This is a genomic window from Hungatella sp. SB206 (assembly GCF_051132295.1).
In the GTDB taxonomy this organism is placed as follows: domain Bacteria; phylum Bacillota; class Clostridia; order Lachnospirales; family Lachnospiraceae; genus Hungatella; species Hungatella effluvii.
The window spans coordinates 3,779,036-3,799,602 of sequence record NZ_CP096603.1; the positions used below are offsets into that span (position 1 = coordinate 3,779,036).

The following is a 20,567-nucleotide window of genomic DNA, read 5'->3' on the forward strand; positions in this document are numbered from 1 at the left end:
AAAATTGACAACGATACAGAGATATATAGCTCAAAGGAGGACATGAATCATGTCAGAAGTTTTAAATCACTTTTTAAAGTATGTTTCCTACGATACCGAATCGAAGGAAGACGTGGAAGAATTTCCGAGCACGGAAAGCCAGCGTGTCTTAGCGGAGGTTCTGGCGGAAGAACTGCGCGCTATGCATGCACAGGACGTGCGCGTGGATCAGAACTCATACGTATATGCTACCATACCGGCCACCATGGACAAGAAGGTTCCGGTAATCGGCTTTATCGCTCATATGGATACGGCTCCGGCTTACTCCGGCGCCAATGTACACCCGCAGATTGTAAAACAGTATGATGGCGGAGACATCCTGATGAATCAGGAGACTGGTCTCACCATGAAGGCAGCCGATTTCCCGGATCTGTTAAAGTATAAGGGACAGGATATTGTCACCACGGACGGCACCACACTGCTTGGTGCGGACGACAAGGCCGGTGTGGCAGAAATCATGACTATGGCAGAGTACCTTCTGGCTCACCCGGAGATTCCCCATGGAACGATCCGCATTGGCTTCACACCTGATGAGGAAGTGGGACACGGAGCAGATTTATTCGATGTGGCAGGATTCGCCGCAGATGCCGCCTATACTGTGGATGGCGGAGGATTAGGCGAATTGGAATATGAGAACTTCAATGCAGCCTCCGCGAAGGTAGATATTCACGGCTCCAGCATTCATCCAGGCTCCTCCAAAGGAAAGATGAGGAATGCGATACTCATGGCCATGGAGTTCCAGAACATGCTACCGGTCTTTGAAAATCCCATGTATACAGAAGGCTATGAAGGATTTTTCCATCTGGACTCCATGCGTGGAACCGTGGAGGAGGCTCATTTAGACTATATCATCCGCGATTTTGACGAGAAAAAATTCGCAGAGAAGAAAGAGTTTATCACGCGTGTTGCCGCCTACTTAAATGACAGGTACGGAAAAGGCACCGTGAATCTGGAACTCAAGGAAAGCTACCGCAACATGAAAGAAATCATTGAGCCGAATATCTATCTGATCGACATTGCCAAAGCGGCGATGGAAGAGATCGGCATCGAACCGATCGTAACTCCGATCCGCGGAGGCACCGACGGCGCCCGTCTTTCCTACATGGGTCTTCCGTGTCCGAATCTCTGCACCGGAGGCTATAATTTCCACGGTAAGTATGAGTTTATTCCGGTACAGTCCATGGAAAAAGTGGTTGAGCTTCTGTTAAAGATTGTAGAAAAATTCGCAGAACGCTAAAGGAGGATTCTATATGGGAGAACTGGCGAAACTGCCGAATATCGGCAAAGTAGTGGAGGAACAGTTAAATCAGGTCGGTATCACGACTTATGAAGAACTTAAGGAGCTTGGAAGCCGTCAGGCCTGGCTGCGTATCAAGGCTATCGATGATTCTGCCTGCATTCATCGTCTCTATTCGCTGGAGGGAGCCATACTCGGCATAAAGAAAACGGAGCTTGACGCGGAAACAAAGGCGGATTTGAAAGAATTTTATAATTCGTTTCGTTAGAATCGGGCTGCCTGATTTTTCTGAAATCCTTTGTCACATTTTTCTGACCTCCTTCATAAGATAACATCAGATAATCTCTTTGCACTGCATTCCATCTGAAAGGATGCGGGATCAACAGTACAAACTGAGCAGGCAATGTCTGTAAATGACATGAAGCCGGGCCGTCGAGACGGCAGCAGATGGGTATCAGGTGCATCTGTGGGACAGTAGTATGTTCCACAGGTGCACCTTTTTTGTTGTAATCTATTATGGGAGGTTCCTTATGGAGACTTGGAACAATGGGATGCCGGAAGGTCTGACAACCGCCGGGGCACAAAAGCTTCTCGAAAAGTACGGAAGAAATGAACTGACTCCGCAAAAGAAAGAAAGTTTTTTTAAGAAGGTACTTCACGTCATGGCAGAACCTATGTTTCTCCTTCTGATGATCGCTTCGGTGATCTACTTCATTTTAGGAGAGCCACGGGATGGTGCAGTGATGCTCCTGTTTGTCACCTGTATGATCACCATCGATGTGGCCCAGGAATGGAAGACCGACCGCACGCTGCGTGCGCTTAAGGATTTGTCGGCTCCGCGTGTAACGGTGATCCGCGACGGTATCAGACAGGAGATTGCCAGCGCGGAGCTGGTACCCGGGGATATCATGGCGCTCTGCGAGGGCATCAAGATTCCGGCTGACGGCTCCATCGTATCCTGCAGCGATTTCTGTGTCGATGAATCAACACTCACCGGTGAACCGGTCCGTGTCTGGAAGCATGCCCGGTCGTCGGATCCCCATCCGTCCCCGGAACCGGAGAGCAGCGAAGGCTACTGGAAACACGATTTCTGCTACGCTGGCACCCTGGCCGTGCAGGGAAATGCTTATGTTCTGGTGGAAAAGACCGGCGCGTCCACGGAATACGGAAAAGCGGGAAGTCACGTTCTGGAAGCGGAAAAGGTGATGACTCCGCTTCAGAAGCAGACGAAGAGCCTGGTTACCGTCTGCGCGGTAATCGCAGCACTGTTGTTTCTCCTCGTCAGTACCTTCACTTACATCAATCTGGCTGGTTATCCCTTCCAGGAACGGCTGATCAAGAGCATTTTGTCGGGAGTCACCCTGGCCATGGCCATGATACCAGAGGAATTTCCCGTAGTTCTCACCGTCTTTCTCTCTATGGGAGCATGGCGGCTGGCTAAGAAGCACTCTCTGGTGCGTCATCTGCCGTCAGTCGAGACGCTGGGAGCCGTCTCTGTCCTCTGTGTGGATAAGACCGGAACCATCACGAAGAACCATATGGAAGTGAAAACGTTGTGGCCCGAGGCCGCCAAAGAAAGCGGTTTGGTATTCCTTATGGGGCTGGCCTGCGAGACCGACGCCTATGACCCCATGGAGAAAGCCATGCTGGAATACTGTGAGAATTCTGGAGTTACAAAGGAGGATCTCTTTCGCGGTACGCTTATTAAGGAGTACGCATTTACCAACGAATCCAGGCGAATGGGGCATGTCTGGGAGCTGGATGGGGAACGCCTCGTGGCTTCCAAGGGGTCTCCGGAAGCCATTCTCGAACTCTGTTCCCTCTCAGAAGATGAGCGGAAGGCAGTGGAAGAGAAGGTCGCGGAGCTGTCCGGAGAAGGACTCCGCGTCATCGCCATGGCGTCTGCGGCCCTGCCGCCGGATGAAAATGTCCCGGACTCTCTGGCTGGATGCGGCCTTCTGTTTTCCGGGCTTGCAGGGCTTTATGATCCGCCGAGGGAAGGCATAAGAGAAGATATTGCCCTCTGCCGTAGGGCAGGTATCCGTATCGTCATGATTACCGGAGACAGCGGCTTAACTGCGGCAGCCATCGCCGCACAGACCGGCATCGACTGGGAGAGCGGCAGTGTCACCGGTGAGATGCTGGACAGCATGACAGAGGAAGAGCTGCGGCAGACCGTAAAATCGGTATCGATCTTCGCGCGGGTCATACCTGAGCACAAAATGCGGATTGTCAGGGCTCTGAAGGACAGCGGGGAGATCGTCGCCATGACTGGGGACGGAGTCAATGATGCGCCTGCATTGAAATATGCGGACATTGGAATCGCTATGGGAAAACGGGGAAGTGAGGTATCCAGGGAGGCCGCAGACTTAATCCTGATGGATGATAACTTTCACACCATTGTCGAGACCGTGCGGGATGGGCGGCGGATCTACGACAACATCCGAAAAGCGGTGGGATATATCTTCACTATCCATATCCCCATTGCCCTGGCCTCCCTTTCGGCCTCCATGCTGGGGATCGCACCTTCTGCGCTCATGTTTCTGCCTGTACACATCGTATTAATGGAACTGATGATTGATCCGACCTGCTCCGTGATCCTGGAGCGGCAGCCCGCGGAATCGTGTGTCATGTGCAGACCGCCGCGGAAACGATCGAAAAAACTGCTGCGCCTTTCCTCTCTGACGAAAAGTATTGTGCAGGGGCTCGTCCTTTTCGGCACCTCCTTTGGAAGCTATTACCTGAAGCTCTGTCAGGGTGAATCTGCCCCGCAGGCGCGCTCCATGGGGCTTTCCATCGTGATCCTGGGCAATCTGTTTCTTGTGCTGGTCAATGCTTCCGAGTGCGACAGCGCCTGGTGCTCCGCGAAGAAACTGGCGCGGGACCGCGTCATGCGTCTGGCCGCCGTTATGACACTGCTGCTTCTGGGAGTCAGCCTTTACAGCCCGATCCATTCATTTTTGAAGCTGGCTCCCTTATCCCTGCTCCAATCCTTTACAGTACTCTGCATCGCTGCCGTTTCTGTACTCTGGTATGAGCCTGTAAAAGCAGTAAGAAATCGAAAATGCAGAGAAACGTGATCGCCCAAAGCATAAAATAAAAAGATGAAGTCCGGATCCTGTGATCCAGACTTCATCTTTTCATAATATCCGTAATACCTGTAATACCTATATTACGTATAATGCCCTTTCTATAACGTCCTGGTCTGATACTTCTATAGCAGCCGCCGTCTGTACCGGATAAAGTACCCCAACCCGACCGCGTCCGCCAGAAACCACCCAATGGGTACCGACCACCAGATTCCAACCACGCCGATCGCCGGAATGGAAGACAGAACATAGGCGAGCAGGACGCGGGTTCCCAGGGAAATAACCGTGAGTACCACGGACATGCCCGGCTTTCCCAGCGCACGGTAAAGTCCGTAGAGCAGAAACAGACAGCCGATTCCGCAGTAAAAAGCCCCCTCAATATGAAGGTAACGCATTCCTTCCGCAATAATAGCCGTCTCCCGTTCACTGACAAACAGAAGCATCAGCGGACGTGCAAATATCCAGATAATCGCGGAAATCGCAAGGCAGAACAGAAAGGAGACGAGGACCGCTCCCTTAAATCCGGTCTGAATCCGGTCTTTTCTTCCTGCGCCAAAATTCTGGGCAATAAAGGAGGAGAAGGCGTTGCCAAAGTCCTGTACCGGCATATAGGCAAAGGAATCTATCTTCACAGCGACCGCAAATGCCGCCATCACCGTTGTGCCAAAGCTGTTGACAAGGCCCTGCACCATCAGGATGCCGAGATTCATGACAGACTGCTGGACACACGTCAGCACGGAAAATCCGGCAATCTCTTTTAAACAGGAGCGGCGGATTCTCCTGTGTTCTTTCCCGATGCGCAGCCATGGGCAGGAAAACCAGGAATAGACGGCAATTCCAATCCCCGAAACGTACTGGGAGATTACGGTGGCTTCGGCGGCTCCGGCGACACCGCGGTGAAGTCCCAGCACAAACCAGAGATCCAGAGCGATATTCAGCACGGCGGAGACAGCTAAAAACAGCAGAGGCGTGACGGAATTACCAATGGCGCGCAGGAGACAGGAAAAATAGTTATAGAGAAACACCGCCATGATACCGCAGAAAATGACCATCAGGTACTCCCGCATCATCCCCCGTATTTCCTCCGGCACTCTTAAAAAAATAAGGATCAGGTCCGTACTCCAAAAGGCCAGCAGATTCAGGAGGATACTAATTACCGCAATGAGAAGAAAGGAGGTAAAGATACTTTCTTTCAGCCCGTCAAAATCCTTCTGCCCATACCGGATCGAAAATACGACGCTGCTTCCCATGCAGAGTCCCAGCAGGATCGAGGTCAGAAAAGTCATCAGGGTAAATGCGGATCCCACCGCAGCCAGTGCGTCCGGCCCGAGGAAACGGCCCACAATGAGAGTATCCGCCACATTATAGCACTGCTGTAAAAGATTGCCTAAAATCATGGGAACCGCAAATAGTAGCATGGTTTTCATCACCGGCCCCTGTGTTAAATCACCTTTCATCATCGCGCAAAACCTTTCTATATGTAATTTATAACTTACGTTTCGTAATTATTATATCGGTTAAAAGAGCACGTGTCAATTAATAGATTGCCTTTTGCAGCAAATGATTTTATAATATCAGGAGAAACTGGTGAAATGATTGTATCTATGATTGTGAAAAATGAACGTAAAAGAAGGAGATAATATGTTTCTTGAAGGCCTGGATGAATTGGATCAGAAGATTGTACAGATATTGATTAAAAATGCCCGCATGTCCTATTCGGAAATAGGCAGCCTGGTCGGTATCTCACGGGTGGCCGTCAAGATGCGGGTCCAGTCGCTGGAAAAACGGGGCGTCATCGAAGAGTATACCACCATTATCAATCCCCAGAAGATCAGCGGAGCCGTATCCTGCTACTTTGAGATTGAGACAAGCCCGGACACACTGGCCCAGGTAACAGAGATACTGCGCCGGAACGAAACCATCACCCAGATCTACCGTGTCACCGGAAAGAACAAGCTGCATGTCCACGCGGTCGCCGCGTCGGGAGAGGAGATGGAGCAGCTGATCGAGGAAGTGATAGACCCGCTTCCCGGAGTACTCAGCAGCAGCTGCAACATGATTCTGTCCCGGATCAAGGATATCAAGGGGCTGCGGCTGTGACACTGCGGTTTACGCCTTGTTACAGTTCACTCCCCACCAGGAGCACCGCGAGCCGTCTAAAAAAAGATTGTAAAATTTATTAAAAAAGTGTACAATCATCATGAGCACTTGCGAAAGTTGAGACAGAAAGGTGAGGATACAGATGAGAGAGAAAAATGGAGTGATAGCTCAAAAAAGAGAACTGACGAAGGATATGGCGATTTGTGGTCTTTTTGCCTCGTTAATCGCGGTAGGAGCCTTTTTAAAGATTGTAATTCCGGTTGGCGTAGATACAATGAATTTCACACTTCAATGGCTTTTCGTGCTTCTGGCAGGTCTTCTGCTGGGATCGAAACGAGCATTTTACAGTGTCACAACGTATCTGGTCATTGGACTGGTAGGATTTCCGGTTTTTGCGCGCGGCGGCGGCCCTGCCTATTTAATCCGGCCGACCTTCGGCTTTCTGCTGGGCTTTGCCCTTGCGGCCTATGCAATGGGAAAGGTATGTGAGATCCTGCATTCGTCGAAGATCAGGACCTGGATCCTTGCGGCGGCGATCGGTTACGTCATTTATTATGGAACGGGTATCTTATATTTCTACTTTATTACGCACTTCATTGTCGTTACACCGAACACAGTAGGCTGGGCGGCGATTTTCGCAGTCTATTGTCTGCCTACCATGTTTCCGGATGGCCTGCTGTGCATTCTTGCCATTATGCTGGCTGCAAGGCTGCGTCCAGTGGTGTCGCAGATGCTGTCATAGAAATGAATAAAAGAGGCTGGAGGGGGATTCTTTCATCTTCCTGCCATAGAAGCAGGATTACAAACAGCGGACTCTTCGGAGTCCGTTTTTCTATTTCATGCGTTTATATCCTGTCTGCTGCCGGTTTATATTCAGATTCCCGGTTCTGCAAATAACCCGATTTTCGGCGGACAGTATGTGAAAACGAAAAACAGCACTGCAACCAACGCAATTACGGCCACAAGAACATGTTCATACTTACGAAATTTCCCATTTGAAGTCAGATGCAGGGCAAGGACGAAGGCGGCCAGAACACTCACCAGAAAGGTGATGATATCCAGGGAAAGCAGATGAAATCCAAGGACTCCCGAGTATGTGTAAGAATTCCTGATACTGAATGCCTTAGCTTTTCACAAGATTCACTGTCGTATTTGGGTGAATTATAGTATAATAAAACGTAAAGAAATCAAAACGCTGGCAAGGCTACAGCAGAATAGTACTGTTGTTGTAATGGTCTTGCGGCACAGGAAGGAATATACATTTATGCCACGGCCACGACAATTAAAACAGGATATCAGATATTACCCCAAGGCGCTGATGGAAAGGCTGGAGAATATCAAGTCTTACCCCATGACACTTCTGGAAGCGGATTCCGGATTCGGGAAATCAACCTCGCTCCAGCATTTTTTCGATACCCGCAACCCGGAAGCATATCCGCTTTACCAGCATGAGTTCCATTCCGAAACCTCGGCGGAAGCATGGAAGATTTTCTGCGGCCTGATTGCCGCCGTTGACAAGGAAAGCGCGGAGCGGCTTTCCGTCATCGGGATGCCGGACGAAGATACCATGCCGGAGATCGCCCAGACAATACAGGGAATTTCCTGCGACCGTGAAACCTTTCTGCTTTTGGATAATTTTCAGCTATGGGAGCTGTACCGTCCATGCGAGTTCTTAACATATCTGTCCAGCCACGGCGGCGAAAAGCTGCATATCGTTGTGGCGACCCACCCCTATGTCAAGGAGGAGCGGGGCGGCCTGATACGAAGCGGCCTTTTGTATCTCTTGCAGGAGGAGGCGTTTGCCTTTTCCAAGGAGGATACAGACGCCTATTACCGAGAGGCCGGGCTTCCTCTCACGGGTGTCCAACTTGAAGAAGTCATGCGCCTGACGGATGGCTGGGTCATGGCTCTGTATATCCAGATGGACGCCTTTGTCAGAGCGGGAAAATTTGAACAGGGCGGTATGACGGCCCTCATGCAGAAAACCTTCTGGGGCGGTCTGTCCGAGGACGAAAAAGACTTCTTTCTGGAAGTGTCCATCTTCCCGACGTTCACACTTTCCCAGGCCCAGGCTTTCTCCGGCCTGACGATGGAGGGGACGGAAAACCGTCTGCGGGAGAAGCGTTTCTTTATCCGTTATGACCGGGAAAATTCCTGCTACACCATGCACACCCAGCTCCAAAAGATGCTGGAGGAAAAATTCGCCCTCCTGCCCGAAGAACGGCAGAAGGAAATCTACTTAAAGGGCGGCGGCCTGGCCGAAAAAGCGGGCGACCGGATGAATACCCTGCGCTTCTACTATCGCGCGGGGGCATGGGAACGGCTGTACGCCATGCCGCTCACCAGCTATGATATCGCGGACACCATCGACGAAACCACCACGCCAATGATCCTGGATATTATGGAACACACCACCCATGAGATGAAAGTCCGTTACCCAAAATCGCTGGTGCCGTTGGCCTTTACCCTCTTTTTCCTGGGGCAGAATGAGGAACTGCTCCGCCAGAAGGACGATATTGAAAGCGTCATTGCGGAATGTTCCGTTTCGAAAGAAGAAAAGAACGCCATGCGGGGTGAACTGGAGCTGCTGCTGTCCTTTCTGGAGTATAACCGCATTGATGCCATGAGCGGACGCCACCGCAGAGCGCTTAAGCTGCTGGGCGGTCCGGCCACACTCATCAACAGCAAAAGCACATGGACATTCGGTTCCCCTTCAGTGCTGTATATGTACTGGCGGGAGAGCGGAAAGCTTAATGAAGAACTGGAGCAGATGGACGAGTGTATGCCGTATTATTACCGGCTGTCCAGAGGCCACGGCACCGGGGCGGAGCTGATTATGCGCGCAGAGGCCCATCTGCACCGGGGCGAGTCGGATGATGCCGAGATCCTCTGCCACCGTGCCATCTTCACCGCCGACAGCAAGCGCCAGAACAGCATAGCCCAATGCGGCGTGTTCACGCTGGCAAGGCTCGCCCTGCTGCATGGGGACAGGGAGCTTTTGGAGGACAGCCTTGCGACCCTGCGCGACCGTTCCTACCGCAACACCGAGGACTTGTGCCGGTATACCTATGATCTGGCAAATGGTTATCTCTCCCTTCTTCTGGGAAAGCCGGAGGAAGTAGCTCCGTGGCTTGCGGAGGGGAAAATAGACGACAGGCGGCTGGTTATCATGTCTCAGCCTTTCGCCCATATCATATATGGGCGGGTGCTGCTGGAAAAAAAGGAATACAAAAAGCTGCTGGGCATGGGCGGCTATGTGATGGGGATTTCCTCTATCTTCCCCAATCTACTGCCGCAGCTCTATATGAAGATTTACATGGTTCAGGCGTATATGGCCTTGGGAAAACCCAAAGAGGCGAAAGAAAATTTGCGAGATGCTCTTGCAATCGCATTGTCCGATCGGGTGTTCCTGCCCTTTGCGGAAAACTACGAGGGAATCAAAAAGCTGCTGCCTGATTGCTGTGAACAGGAAGCTCGGGATAAGATAGCAGAATTGTTCCGAACGATTGAAAAGGGGCTTGCTCAGATCATTGGTCATGGATTGACATCAAGAGAGCTTGATGTGATTAGGCTGATTAAGCAGGGAGATTCTTATACCGATATTGCAAAAAAATTGTTCATGGCCGATACAACAGTAAAGTGGCATATGAAGAATATATTTCAAAAGACCGGCGTCAATTCAAGAAAACAAATTGAAAACGGGAATTTCTAAAAACCCTCCCTAAAAGAGGGGGCGAAAATTTATTCCGCACTCTATAATTAACTTATAGGGTGCGTTTTTTATACCTGAAACAAGAAATCACAAGCGTTAAACAGGGAAAGGGGGGCTTTTTTGTGGCTTACAGAGCAAAAGAGCAGCAGATACCAGAGATCAGGCGGGTGACGCCGCTGCCGGACTACCGGCTGAAGCTGGAATTTACCTCCGGCAGTCTGCTGATTCTGAACATGGCGGATCGGATCGGCAGTATGCGGTATTGTCCGCTGTCGGATGTCAATATCTTCAATTCCGTCACCACGGACGGCTGGACGTTGTTTTTTGACACAGGCGATGAAATGGAGACGGTGTCCATTTATTCGGACGCGGCGGTCAGGCTGGCGCTTAGCGTGCCGCCCGTGGTTAGATCGCGGATTGAACGTGGAGAAGCGGCTGTGCAGCCGTCCGCCCTGACCGTCTGAGAAAGGAGGGTTTTTATGGCGTGTCGTTACAAGGGAAAAAAGATACCAGAGATTATACGGGTGACGCCGCTGCCGGACTACCGGCTGAAGCTGGAGCTTACCTCCGGCAGCCTGCTGATTTTGAATATGGCGGAACAGCTCAATCAGGTGCGGTATGCGCCGCTGAAGGATGTGGACATCTTTGGCTCCGTCACCACAGACGGCTGGACGCTGACCTTCGATACCTATCCGAGATTTATAATTGATCCCCATGAGTTTGAAGGGGTGGAGCTGGTGCTGCGGGTACCCTATCAGACGAGAGTGAGGATAGAACATGAGCAAAGAGCAAAAGAAAACACTGTATAGCGGCACACTGGTGGCGCTGACACAGGAAATTGAAGAATTTAACGGTGTTATAGCCCTGCGCCTGCATAAGACAGGGCGCAGTTATCCGATGGTGCTGTTTCACGATGCCTGCTACACCCAGTTCGGCCCCGATGCCGTGGGCAAGAAAATCATGTGGGCAAGAGAACTGACCAAAAGGGAAGCAAAGGCCGGATATCCCCATGTGTGGCTGATTTATCAAAACAGCCGGGAGGTTGTGGAGAGACGGTTGCCGAGGCTGGCGGAAAAGATGGACGAATACCGCCTGCTGGTGCTGCACCATATGAATGACGGCAGCGAATATCTGGTACAGGCAAAATCCGTGGAGGTTTTAAAGAAACCGCCGGAGCTGAAAGACGGCTGGGAATACACTGTCGTACCGGAGGTGGAGCAGGATGCGTAAAAAAGAAAGGCTGCGTGGCGCTTCTCGGCGGTTCTAGCGGTAATTGCCGTCTTAACAATCATTGTGCTTGCGTTATATATGGCGGGAAATGAATATATGCCGTTGGCAGCGGTTTATAAGTACCTGATGATGCTTGCATTCATCGCGGCAATATGTGGGTCGGCCGCCATGCAGATTGATCAGGAGAAAAAAGATGAAATGAATAACGAGGAGGGTTTGAGATGAAAAGAAAATGGAGACGAACGCTATCCGTTCTTTTATCCATTGCCATGCTGTTTAGCATGACCGGGATGAACACGGTATTTGCCACGGAGGGCGGGCAGACTGTCGGCGAGTCCGGCCTGTGCGAACACCACCCGGCGCATACCGCTGACTGCGGCTACACCGATGGGGCGCCGGGAACGCCCTGCGGCCACGAGCACATGGACGACTGCTACAAGGAAGTGACGGAGTGTATCCACGAGCATAGGTCCGACTGCTACCCGGCGTCTGACAGCATATCGGATAACGATGCCACACCGTCTGACGCAGAGCAGAGAGAACCGACCGAATGCACGCATATGTGCAGCGAGGAAAGCGGCTGCATTACTGAGGAGCTGGACTGCCAGCATGAGCACAAGGTGAATGGCGGCGAAGCCGACAGAGAGGGCGGTCTGGACCGTGGCGAAAACTGCGGCTATACCCCGGCTGTTCCCGGAACGCCCTGCGCCTTTGTGTGCGGGGAGTGTGCAAAGGACAGCGGCGAACAGAACCCGCCGCCTGCAAAGGATGAACTGGTGCAGATCATCACCGGCTTTGCGGGGGTTGACGGCTCCGCGCCGCTTGACACCATTGAGGTAACGGAAAAGACCACCGTGGCGGCTATCGGCCTGCCGGGGACGCTGGCCGTGACCCTGGACGGCGCGGACGGTGAAGCGGCCATCCCCGTGACGTGGGAATGCGCCGACGATTATGAGAACACGGAATACGAAACCTACGACTTCACTCCCGTGCCGGGCGAGGGCTATGCCCTGGCCGAGGGACTGGGTAAAAACGACCTGCCCTATATCACGGTAAATATTGTCACAGCGGCAAACAAAAACCTCCGGACAGCCGTCACCGTCACCGGCATCTTGAAGTTTGGCGGCACCATAGTGGTACACGACCTGACCCAAGACGGCAGCGACACAACCGGCGGCAGCGTGGCCTGGGCTTGGGATGCGGCGGCGGCCACCCTGACCCTGACCGGCAACGGCAGCATCGGGGGCTCCAGCAACGACATCGTGTTTTTAGCCGTCGGGGACGTTACTGTGGAAGTGAACGGCACAGTAAGCGCAAGCGCCCTGACCTACAAGGAAGGCCACGCCGGAAGCCTTACACTTACGGGCAGCGGCGTCCTGACCCTCTCCAACGAGGGGAAGAACGCGATTTGGGCAAGGGAGGGGCTTGAAATTTCCGGCCTGACCGTGAACGCGAGCACAACAGGAGAATATAGCAGCGCCATAAGTGTCGATTTGGGCAGCTTCACCATGACAGGCGGCAAGCTGATCGCCACCGCCACGGGGAACACTACGAACGGAATCTATGCCTCCCAAGGCATCAATATCTCCGACACGGCCGAGGTCACAGCCAGCGCCGGGAACTATGGGCTTACATCCAGCCGCGACATCAATATCTCCGGCGGTACGGTGGAGGCGGCCTCCACGGAAGGCCGGGCGGGTATCCGCACGGGCGACGGCGTACTGAACATCAGCGGCGGCAGTGTGACGGCCAAGAGCGCCGGCGGCGAGCTGGCCATCGACGCACTGGGCGGCGTAACCGTGGGCAGCGCCACCCTCATCACCGGCGAAAATGGCAATGGCGGCGGCATCAGGGAAAATCTTACCGTCAATCACACGGATGCAGACGTCACCGTCAACGGCCATATCTTGCGGACGTATAACCCTGGCACGGAGGGCAACCTGACGGTGTCGGCGGGCACGGCGGAGATCACCGGCGATGTGTCGGGCAATGTCACCGTATCGGGCGGCGCAGTCACGGTAGGCGGCACGGTAAACGGCCTCACAAACCACACCGGCGGCACCCTGAACGGCAAAACCCCGCCCACCCACCAAATCACCTTTACGGCGGAGCAGACGGGCGGCGTCAGCGGCACCACCGACAGCACCGGCATCGTCCTTACATTCAGCCAGGAGGTGACCGGTCTCACCAAGAGCGCCATCAAGTGTTCCACCAGGGAGGGCAACGCCGTTATCGACGGCGAGCCTGCCGGCTCCGGCAAGGTTTGGACCATTCCCATCTTGGTCGACACGGAAGGGAGCGTCGATGTCAGCATCGACCAATTTGGTGATTTCAACGTCACCAACAATCCGCAGTTGGTGATGGTCTATAAAGCTTCGGGCGGAGGCAGCGCCACCCATACCATCAATTTTGGATACAGCTCAGGCGGTACGCTTACAGCCACGGTGGACGGCGTTGCAATTTCCAATGGCGCGGCAGTACAGCAGGGGAAGAACATTGTCTTTACCGCCGCGCCCGATGCCTTCTACCGCGTCAAGGAATGGAAGGACAACGGGGTGACTGTAAACGGAACAAACGAAACCTATACTCTCTCTGACATTGTGGAACCCCACACCATCTATGTGGCGTTTGAGAAAATCCCGGTTTTCGCCGTCACGGTTAACAGCGGCACGGGCGGCGGCAGCTATGCAGAGGGCGCGACCGTCACCATCACAGCAGACGCAGCCCCCACAGGGCAGCGGTTTAAGGAGTGGACGGTCAATAGCGGAGACGTGACCCTAGCCAACCCGCAGGTGCAGAGCACCAGCTTCACGATGCCTGCAAGCGCGGTGGAGGTAACAGCCACCTACGAGGCATTGCCCGCAGCCACCTATTCCATCACGGTTCAGGACGACGGCCACGGCACGGCCAGCGCCAATGTCAATTCGGCACAGCAGGGTACGGCAATCACCCTGACCGCCACGGCAAACAGCGGCTATCGCTTCAAAGAATGGCAGGTAATTGAAGGAGGTGTGACAATCGCAAATAACAGCTTCACCATGCCCGCCGTGAATGTAACGGTCAAGGCGATTTTTGAGGAAATCCCTGTTACAAAGTACGCCCTGACTGTCACAAATGGCGGCGGCAGTGGCACCTACGAGGCGGGATCCACCGTCACCATCACGGCAGAGGCCCCGGCGCAGGGCAAGGTGTTTGATAAATGGATTATTACCAGTGGCGGCGGAACCCTTGCGGATGCCAGCTCAGCCACCACCACCTACACCATGCCGGCAGGCCCGGCGACGGTCACGGCCACCTATCAGGATGCACCAGCCACCGTAACCACTGTGACAGTCACTCCAGGCAATCCTAATGTGCAGAAAGGCGCAACACAGCAGTTTATGGCCTCTGTCATCGGAACAAACAATCCGGCACAGACCGTCACATGGACAGTCACGGGCCGCAAAGCGGGCACCTCCATCAGCAATACCGGCCTGCTGACTGTGGCGGCAGATGAGACGGCGGCAACGCTCACGGTCGGAGCAACCTCCACGGCGGATACCAGCAAATCCGGCACAGCCACCGTCACTGTGACCAGCGCACCCGTCTCCACCTACGCCCTGACCGTCACAAACGGCAGCGGAAGTGGCAGCTATGAGGAGGGCGCGACGGTCACCATCACGGCGAACGCTCCGGCAGCAGGCCAACAGTTCAAGGATTGGACGATTTCTCCGTCCGTTGTCTTTACAAACGGCACAAGCAGGAACAGCGCAACCGCAAACTTTACCATGCCAGATGAGGCGGTAACAGCTACGGCCACCTACGAGGCATTACCCACAGCCACCTATTCCATCACGGTTCAGGACGACGGCAACGGCACAGCCGGCGCCAATGTCAATTCGGCGCGACAGGGCGCGAGAATCACCCTGACCGCCTCGGCAAGCAGCGGCTATCGCTTCAAGGAGTGGCAGGTTGTCAGCGGCGGCGTTAACATCGCAAATAACAGCTTCACCATGCCTGCCGCGAATGTGACAGTCAAGGCGATTTTTGAGAGAATCCCCGCCGTCAGCATATCCTCAGCCACGGTGAGCGGCGTAAATGCCAGCTACACTCAAACCGGCAGCGCCATCAAACCCGTCCCTGTGGTCACGCTGAACGGCGCAACGCTGAGGGAACATATTGATTACACGGTGTCCTACAGCAACAATGTCAGTGTGGGTACGGCCACCATTACCATCACCGGCATCGGGAATTATACGGGGACAAAGACAGTCACCTTTACCATCCAATCCTCCGGCGGCGATGGCGGCGGTGGCGGTTCGTCCTCCGGCGGTGGCACGACAGCCGTCACTCCTCCCGATCCCGGCAAGCCGGATACGGCCACCAACGCGGAAACAAAGGTAACGCCCACCGTCACCACGGAGGGCAGCGCCACCGTCACCGTGCCTGATAAGTCCGTCACCGACGCCATCAAAGCGGCCCAGGACGCGGTGAAAAAGGCAGGGACAGAGAAAAACGGCGTCTCCGTCACCATCGACGCAACTACGGGCAAAGAAGCAAGCGACATCACGGCGACCCTGACCGGACAATCGGTGGACGCCCTCATCAAAGCAGGCGTTACCGAGGTGCGGATCAAGGCCGACGCGGCGACCATCACCCTTGATTTAGCCACGCTGAAAACAGCGCAGGCTGTGGCGGGCGGAGCGGTCATAGTTTCCGCAAAGCCGGTGGCGGCAAGCACCCTGTCGGCGGCGGCACAAAACGCTATCGGCAACCGCCCGGTGTTCGGGCTTGCACTGACAAGCGGCGGCAAGGCTGTTACGAGTTTCGGCGGCGGCAGCGTGTCCGTGGCAATCCCCTACACCCTGCCCGCAAATGAAAAGACCGGGAATGTGCAGGCGGTCTATGTGGACGGCAGCGGCAAGGTGACTTGGCTGACCAATTCCAGCTATGACGTAAACGCCAAGGCGCTTTTGTTCTCCACTGGTCACTTCTCCGTGTTCGGCGTGGGCTACAAGGCTGACGCCCCGGTGTTCACCGACACAGATAATCATTGGGCGAAAGCCGATATCGAATTTGTGGCGGCCCGTGGTCTGCTCTCCGGCACAGACAGCAACCAGTTTAGCCCCGACACCTCCATTACCCGTGGAATGTTTGTCACGGCGCTGGGCAGACTGGCCGGAGTGGATACAAACAGCTACAAAGCAGGCAAATTTGCTGATGTGAAAGCGGACGCCTACTACGCAGCCTATGTGAATTGGGCAGCGGAAAAGGGCATTGTAAACGGTACTACGGCAACTACTTTCGCCCCGAATAAATCTGTGACCCGTCAGGAGATGGCGGTCATCATAGCAGACTACGCCAAGGCGCTGGGCTACACAGTTCCTAAAACCCGTGAGGCCATGACCTTTGCGGACAATGCCAACATCGCAAGCTGGGCGAAGGACGCGGCAAAGGCCATGCAGATGGCGGGCATCATCAACGCCAGGGACGGAAACCGCTTTGACCCGCAGGGAACGGCCACCAGAGCCGAGGTCGCGGCTGTGCTCCACCGCTATGTGGAACTGGTCATCGATCCGGCCACGGCGCAGGGCTGGACACAGAACGATGCCGGACAGTGGCTGTATTATGAGAATGGCAAGCCTGTCATCGGTTGGAACCAGGTGGACGTTAAGTGGTATTACCTTGATTCGGCGGGCCTTATGCAGTCTGGTGGCTGGAAGCAGATTGGCGGCAAATGGTACTATCTCTACGCGGATGGCTCTATGGCGGTCAGTACAAAGATTGACGGCTATGAGGTCGGGCCAGACGGGGTGCTAAAGGAGTCATAATCTGTATACCCCCCGAGAAGGGGGGCGATACATTATCCTGGTACTCGAAACGATAATCCATACACTTTGAAAAGGAGAATTCAGAATGAAAGAAATTAACGTACAAATGATTACACTTGAACAGGTAAACATCATCGAAACCGTTCCACAAAAGGAATCTGACAGCAATTTTACCGATGCGGATTACCGCCATTTAGCGGCTCGTAAACATGAGGGAGATGAAAACGGTAATACATGGTGTAAGTTTGCCAGCCTCCAGATTCCGCTGGAAAGCGAGGCCCTGGGGCTTACTGATGTGGTGATTGGGGATTCCAGGACAGTCTCTGTCAAAGAATCCGAATCCAATGTCCAGTGTGAGCATGGGGAAATTATCGTGGCCCGCAAACACCACGGGGATGAAAACGGCACTACAGAGTATACCATTGCACAAGTTTACGCCAGAATCAACACCACCAAAATCTTAATTCCTTGTGTCGCCATCAACCCAGAGGAAAAAACCTGCAAAGAATCCGATGGTTCCTATATGGAAATTGCGGGAAAGTGCATGGTGGGCCGTCGTCACAACGGAGATGAAAACAAGAACACCACCTACATCTTTGCACACATCGCTGTACCCTATGTTTCTGTCATGCGGTAAAAGCGCAGCAGTACGGAGAACTATCTTAGGATAGTAAATAACGGGGCGGGATCTGGCTTAGCCACACTCCCGCCCTGTTTATCAAGTAAGAAGTGGGAACGCGATCCTATTATACGATTTCTGTTGCCGATGGGATGAAATATCTTGTACGATTTCAGTATCAGCTTGTCATTATAGACGTTTCCCCGGAAAAAGGTGATGGATTCCGAGCATTGAATAAAGTAAGGGAGTTTACCACTGTGCCAATCCTGACTATATCAACCAACGGAGAGAGTAATCATATTGTTCAAACACTGGCGGCTGCTGACGAGATACATTTTGACGCCCCACCAATCTTATCTGAGGACAATATACTGTTTATCTACCCCAATCGAAGAAAAGTGGTGCTTATGGATGTAGAAATTACAATGCCACGGAAACAATTTGATCTTCTGTATCTCTTGGCTGGTAATACAGGACGGATATATAATACCCTGAACTGCCAAATGCGAAGCCTGCGGAGCAGTCTGAAAGCAGTCTCCAATGCCCCAGAATATTTACATACCATGCGCGGTGTTGGGTACTATTTTGACATAAAACAAAAATAACCCAATAAAAGCGGCTTGATGTAACAATCAGGCCGCTTTTTATGCTGAAACTTGCGATCGGCTTGCGGATAATTAACAAATGAGACAAGCATACTTAATCTGGTTACTTTTTTGGTGGCCATAATAGCCTTAATTCTTTCTTCTATTGAATTTTTGCTGAAATTAAATGGACAACTGTTTCTGATCATTACGGCACCACAGGCTGCCGGGTCAGTGAGCTGATTGCTATCAAATTCACCGCAGTAAACATAAAAAATGTAAAATTACAATAAAAAATCAATTAGGGAGACAGATTGATGACAGCGATGTAGAGACAGGAGAGGTCTATAAACAGACGCTCAAGACCAAATCAAATGCCGGCGAACGCAAAAGCACAATCCCGGAATTTGTTGTCGAAGAGATACTTGTTGCCAAAGAGCGTTATAACTACTGGAAAAGTATCACTCAGGGCTTCCAGGACAATGGATATATCTGGGTAAATATGTCAGTCAATATACGTATCTAATCAATTCCATACTCTTTTACTTTATTACCCTCTTATAAAAAACAGGTAGTAATTCCCACCATAAACTGTTAAAATAAAAAAGTACGAGGGAGGTAAAATACTTTGGAATACGAACAGCAGTTTTCAAACCTAATTTATGAGTATCTTCTTAAACGGCTGCAATTCGGATACTATGTATACGGTGACATCCTGCCAACAGCGGAGGTATTATGCCGTGAATTCAATGTATCAGATCACACCATATGGGCTGCTCTTAGGCGCTTGCGGGCAGAAGGTTATATTACCATGAAGAATGGTCAGTCCACTAAAGTCATCTATAAACAGACAGAACAGGAGCGCCAAAACAACTTAATTGACTTCTTTTCGGAAAGATGGAATGCCTATCAAGATCTCTATGAGGCAGCTGAACTTGCCTGTATGCCGCTTATGATTGAAGGGCTACGCCGCATGGATGAACAGGAAAAAAATTATATTGAAAAACTGTCAAAACGGGCCAACGCCGATGATATAATCCTGTTTTACTGCTATACCCTGCAGAAGATAGATAATCCCTTGCTGATGAATCTTTTTTGGGAAATTTCCCTGTTTCTGGGTTTTCCTTTTTCAAAATCGGGGTCACCATTCCATTATGATAGGCGCATCGGACAGAAACAATTTAAGGTTCTCGTAGCCTTGATTAAAGCCGGCTCCTGGGATTTATTACAACAAACACTAATTAAATATCAAAGATATTACATCGGTGAAACGATTAAATATATGCAACCACAAATCCGAAAAGTGCCAACTGAAAATCAAATTCCCTTTGCATGGCGGATTTATCGGGATCGCCCGCAAATCTGTTATAACCTGGCGTCTCTCCTGCTTCACGAAATTTATATGGGAGAATACCGGAATACAGAATTTCTGCCATCTTATGAAAAGATGGCAGAAAAATATAAGGTATCGGTCAGCACCATGCGCCGCACAATCCGAATGCTGAACCAGATTGGGGCGGCGAAATCCATCAACGGAAAGGGTACCCGCGTTTTCACCATCGGTGAGCGTTGCAGCAGGCCCGACTTTACATGCCCCGTGGTACGCCGCAACCTCTCCTTTTTCATCCAGTCTTTTGAGCTGTTTTTCCATACTTACGAAAGTGTTTCCCAGAGTTTTATTCAGTCTCTGGACGAAGCGGAGAGGGAAGGATTGATTGCCAGATTTGAAGAAAACCAGCGTACTGGACTCTGTGAAATTTCCATATGGCATTATCTGCTTTTTATAGTTAAATACAGCCATTCACAGGCAATCCGTCAGATATACGGCATTATTTATAGTCTTTTCCTATGGGGATATCCGTTAAAAGCGTCATTGGAAGAAGCGCCAATTACGGAACAAAATGGAGAGTTATTTACTGCTTCAATGATTAAGGGGCTAAGGGAACATGACATTGAACACTGTGTATCCGTTACCAAATCTTATATAAAGAAGCAGCTCCCCATGGGAACAGAATTCCTGATACAGAGTGGAATTAAGCCGGAAGATATGCGGCTTTCCCCTTCTATCAGACTGTTGCTTCTACATGATGAAGAATAAAAATAATATATTACATTATCCAATGCCCGGTTAAACTATCCGGGTATTT

15 protein-coding genes and 1 riboswitch are annotated in these 20,567 nt (G+C 52.0%); of the genes, 13 read left to right on the top strand and 2 right to left on the bottom strand.

What is annotated here, in order from left to right:
• Positions 1-49 precede the first annotated feature (49 nt).
• The 3 genes from pepT (at position 50) to M1L66_RS16585 (ending at position 4,356) form a co-directional block, all read left to right on the top strand.
• Positions 50-1,276, top strand: coding sequence for a peptidase T (gene pepT / locus M1L66_RS16575; protein ID WP_434687162.1), 1,227 nt, complete (start codon positions 50-52; stop codon positions 1,274-1,276).
• A gap of 13 nt (positions 1,277-1,289) precedes the next feature.
• Positions 1,290-1,544 carry a TfoX/Sxy family protein gene (locus M1L66_RS16580; RefSeq protein ID WP_187022063.1) on the top strand — a complete coding sequence of 85 codons (255 nt, stop codon included), beginning with the start codon at positions 1,290-1,292 and terminating at the stop codon, positions 1,542-1,544.
• Positions 1,545-1,658: 114 nt separating this feature from the next.
• Positions 1,659-1,753, top strand: a riboswitch (NiCo riboswitch).
• A 53-nt stretch (positions 1,754-1,806) separates the two neighbouring features.
• Positions 1,807-4,356 carry a cation-translocating P-type ATPase gene (locus M1L66_RS16585; RefSeq protein WP_434687164.1) on the top strand — a complete coding sequence of 850 codons (2,550 nt, stop codon included), beginning with the start codon at positions 1,807-1,809 and terminating at the stop codon, positions 4,354-4,356.
• Positions 4,357-4,490: 134 nt separating this feature from the next.
• Here M1L66_RS16585 and M1L66_RS16590 read toward each other — a convergent pair whose 3' ends face one another.
• On the bottom strand, positions 4,491-5,822 hold the full coding sequence (locus M1L66_RS16590) for an MATE family efflux transporter (protein ID WP_434694268.1): 1,332 nt from the start codon (positions 5,820-5,822) through the stop codon (positions 4,491-4,493).
• A gap of 184 nt (positions 5,823-6,006) precedes the next feature.
• Here M1L66_RS16590 and M1L66_RS16595 point away from each other — a divergent pair, with 184 nt between their 5' ends.
• Positions 6,007-6,465, top strand: a complete 459-nt coding sequence (locus M1L66_RS16595; RefSeq protein WP_434687166.1) for an Lrp/AsnC family transcriptional regulator — start codon at positions 6,007-6,009, stop codon at positions 6,463-6,465.
• A 142-nt stretch (positions 6,466-6,607) separates the two neighbouring features.
• Complete coding sequence (locus tag M1L66_RS16600; protein ID WP_187022060.1) at positions 6,608-7,207, top strand: biotin transporter BioY; 600 nt, start codon at positions 6,608-6,610, stop codon at positions 7,205-7,207.
• A 131-nt stretch (positions 7,208-7,338) separates the two neighbouring features.
• On the opposite strand, the gene M1L66_RS16605 is transcribed toward M1L66_RS16600, so the two are convergent.
• On the bottom strand, positions 7,339-7,578 hold the full coding sequence (locus tag M1L66_RS16605; protein ID WP_432764187.1) for a DUF6512 family protein: 240 nt from the start codon (positions 7,576-7,578) through the stop codon (positions 7,339-7,341).
• 151 nt (positions 7,579-7,729) lie between these two features.
• On the opposite strand from M1L66_RS16605, the gene M1L66_RS16610 reads away from it, so the two are divergent.
• The 8 genes from M1L66_RS16610 to M1L66_RS16645 all read left to right on the top strand — a co-directional run bounded on the left by M1L66_RS16610 (position 7,730) and on the right by M1L66_RS16645 (position 20,518).
• A complete protein-coding gene (locus M1L66_RS16610; RefSeq protein WP_434687168.1) occupies positions 7,730-10,177 on the top strand; it encodes a LuxR C-terminal-related transcriptional regulator in 2,448 nt (815 codons plus the stop codon).
• Positions 10,178-10,299: 122 nt separating this feature from the next.
• Positions 10,300-10,641: a DUF2442 domain-containing protein gene (locus M1L66_RS16615; protein ID WP_187022059.1), complete on the top strand. Its 342-nt coding sequence runs from the start codon at positions 10,300-10,302 to the stop codon at positions 10,639-10,641.
• A 15-nt stretch (positions 10,642-10,656) separates the two neighbouring features.
• A complete protein-coding gene (locus M1L66_RS16620; protein WP_434687171.1) occupies positions 10,657-10,986 on the top strand; it encodes a hypothetical protein in 330 nt (109 codons plus the stop codon).
• Complete coding sequence (locus tag M1L66_RS16625) at positions 10,955-11,407, top strand: hypothetical protein (protein WP_434687173.1); 453 nt, start codon at positions 10,955-10,957, stop codon at positions 11,405-11,407. Before M1L66_RS16620 ends, M1L66_RS16625 begins: the two co-directional genes overlap by 32 nt.
• A gap of 96 nt (positions 11,408-11,503) precedes the next feature.
• On the top strand, positions 11,504-11,632 hold the full coding sequence (locus tag M1L66_RS16630; RefSeq protein WP_279288672.1) for a hypothetical protein: 129 nt from the start codon (positions 11,504-11,506) through the stop codon (positions 11,630-11,632).
• Complete coding sequence (locus M1L66_RS16635) at positions 11,629-17,217, top strand: InlB B-repeat-containing protein (RefSeq protein WP_434687176.1); 5,589 nt, start codon at positions 11,629-11,631, stop codon at positions 17,215-17,217. The genes M1L66_RS16630 and M1L66_RS16635 overlap by 4 nt, the downstream gene beginning before the upstream one ends.
• A gap of 85 nt (positions 17,218-17,302) precedes the next feature.
• Complete coding sequence (locus M1L66_RS16640; protein ID WP_434687178.1) at positions 17,303-17,854, top strand: hypothetical protein; 552 nt, start codon at positions 17,303-17,305, stop codon at positions 17,852-17,854.
• A gap of 1,194 nt (positions 17,855-19,048) precedes the next feature.
• Positions 19,049-20,518: a GntR family transcriptional regulator gene (locus M1L66_RS16645; RefSeq protein ID WP_434687180.1), complete on the top strand. Its 1,470-nt coding sequence runs from the start codon at positions 19,049-19,051 to the stop codon at positions 20,516-20,518.
• Positions 20,519-20,567: the final 49 nt, after the last annotated feature.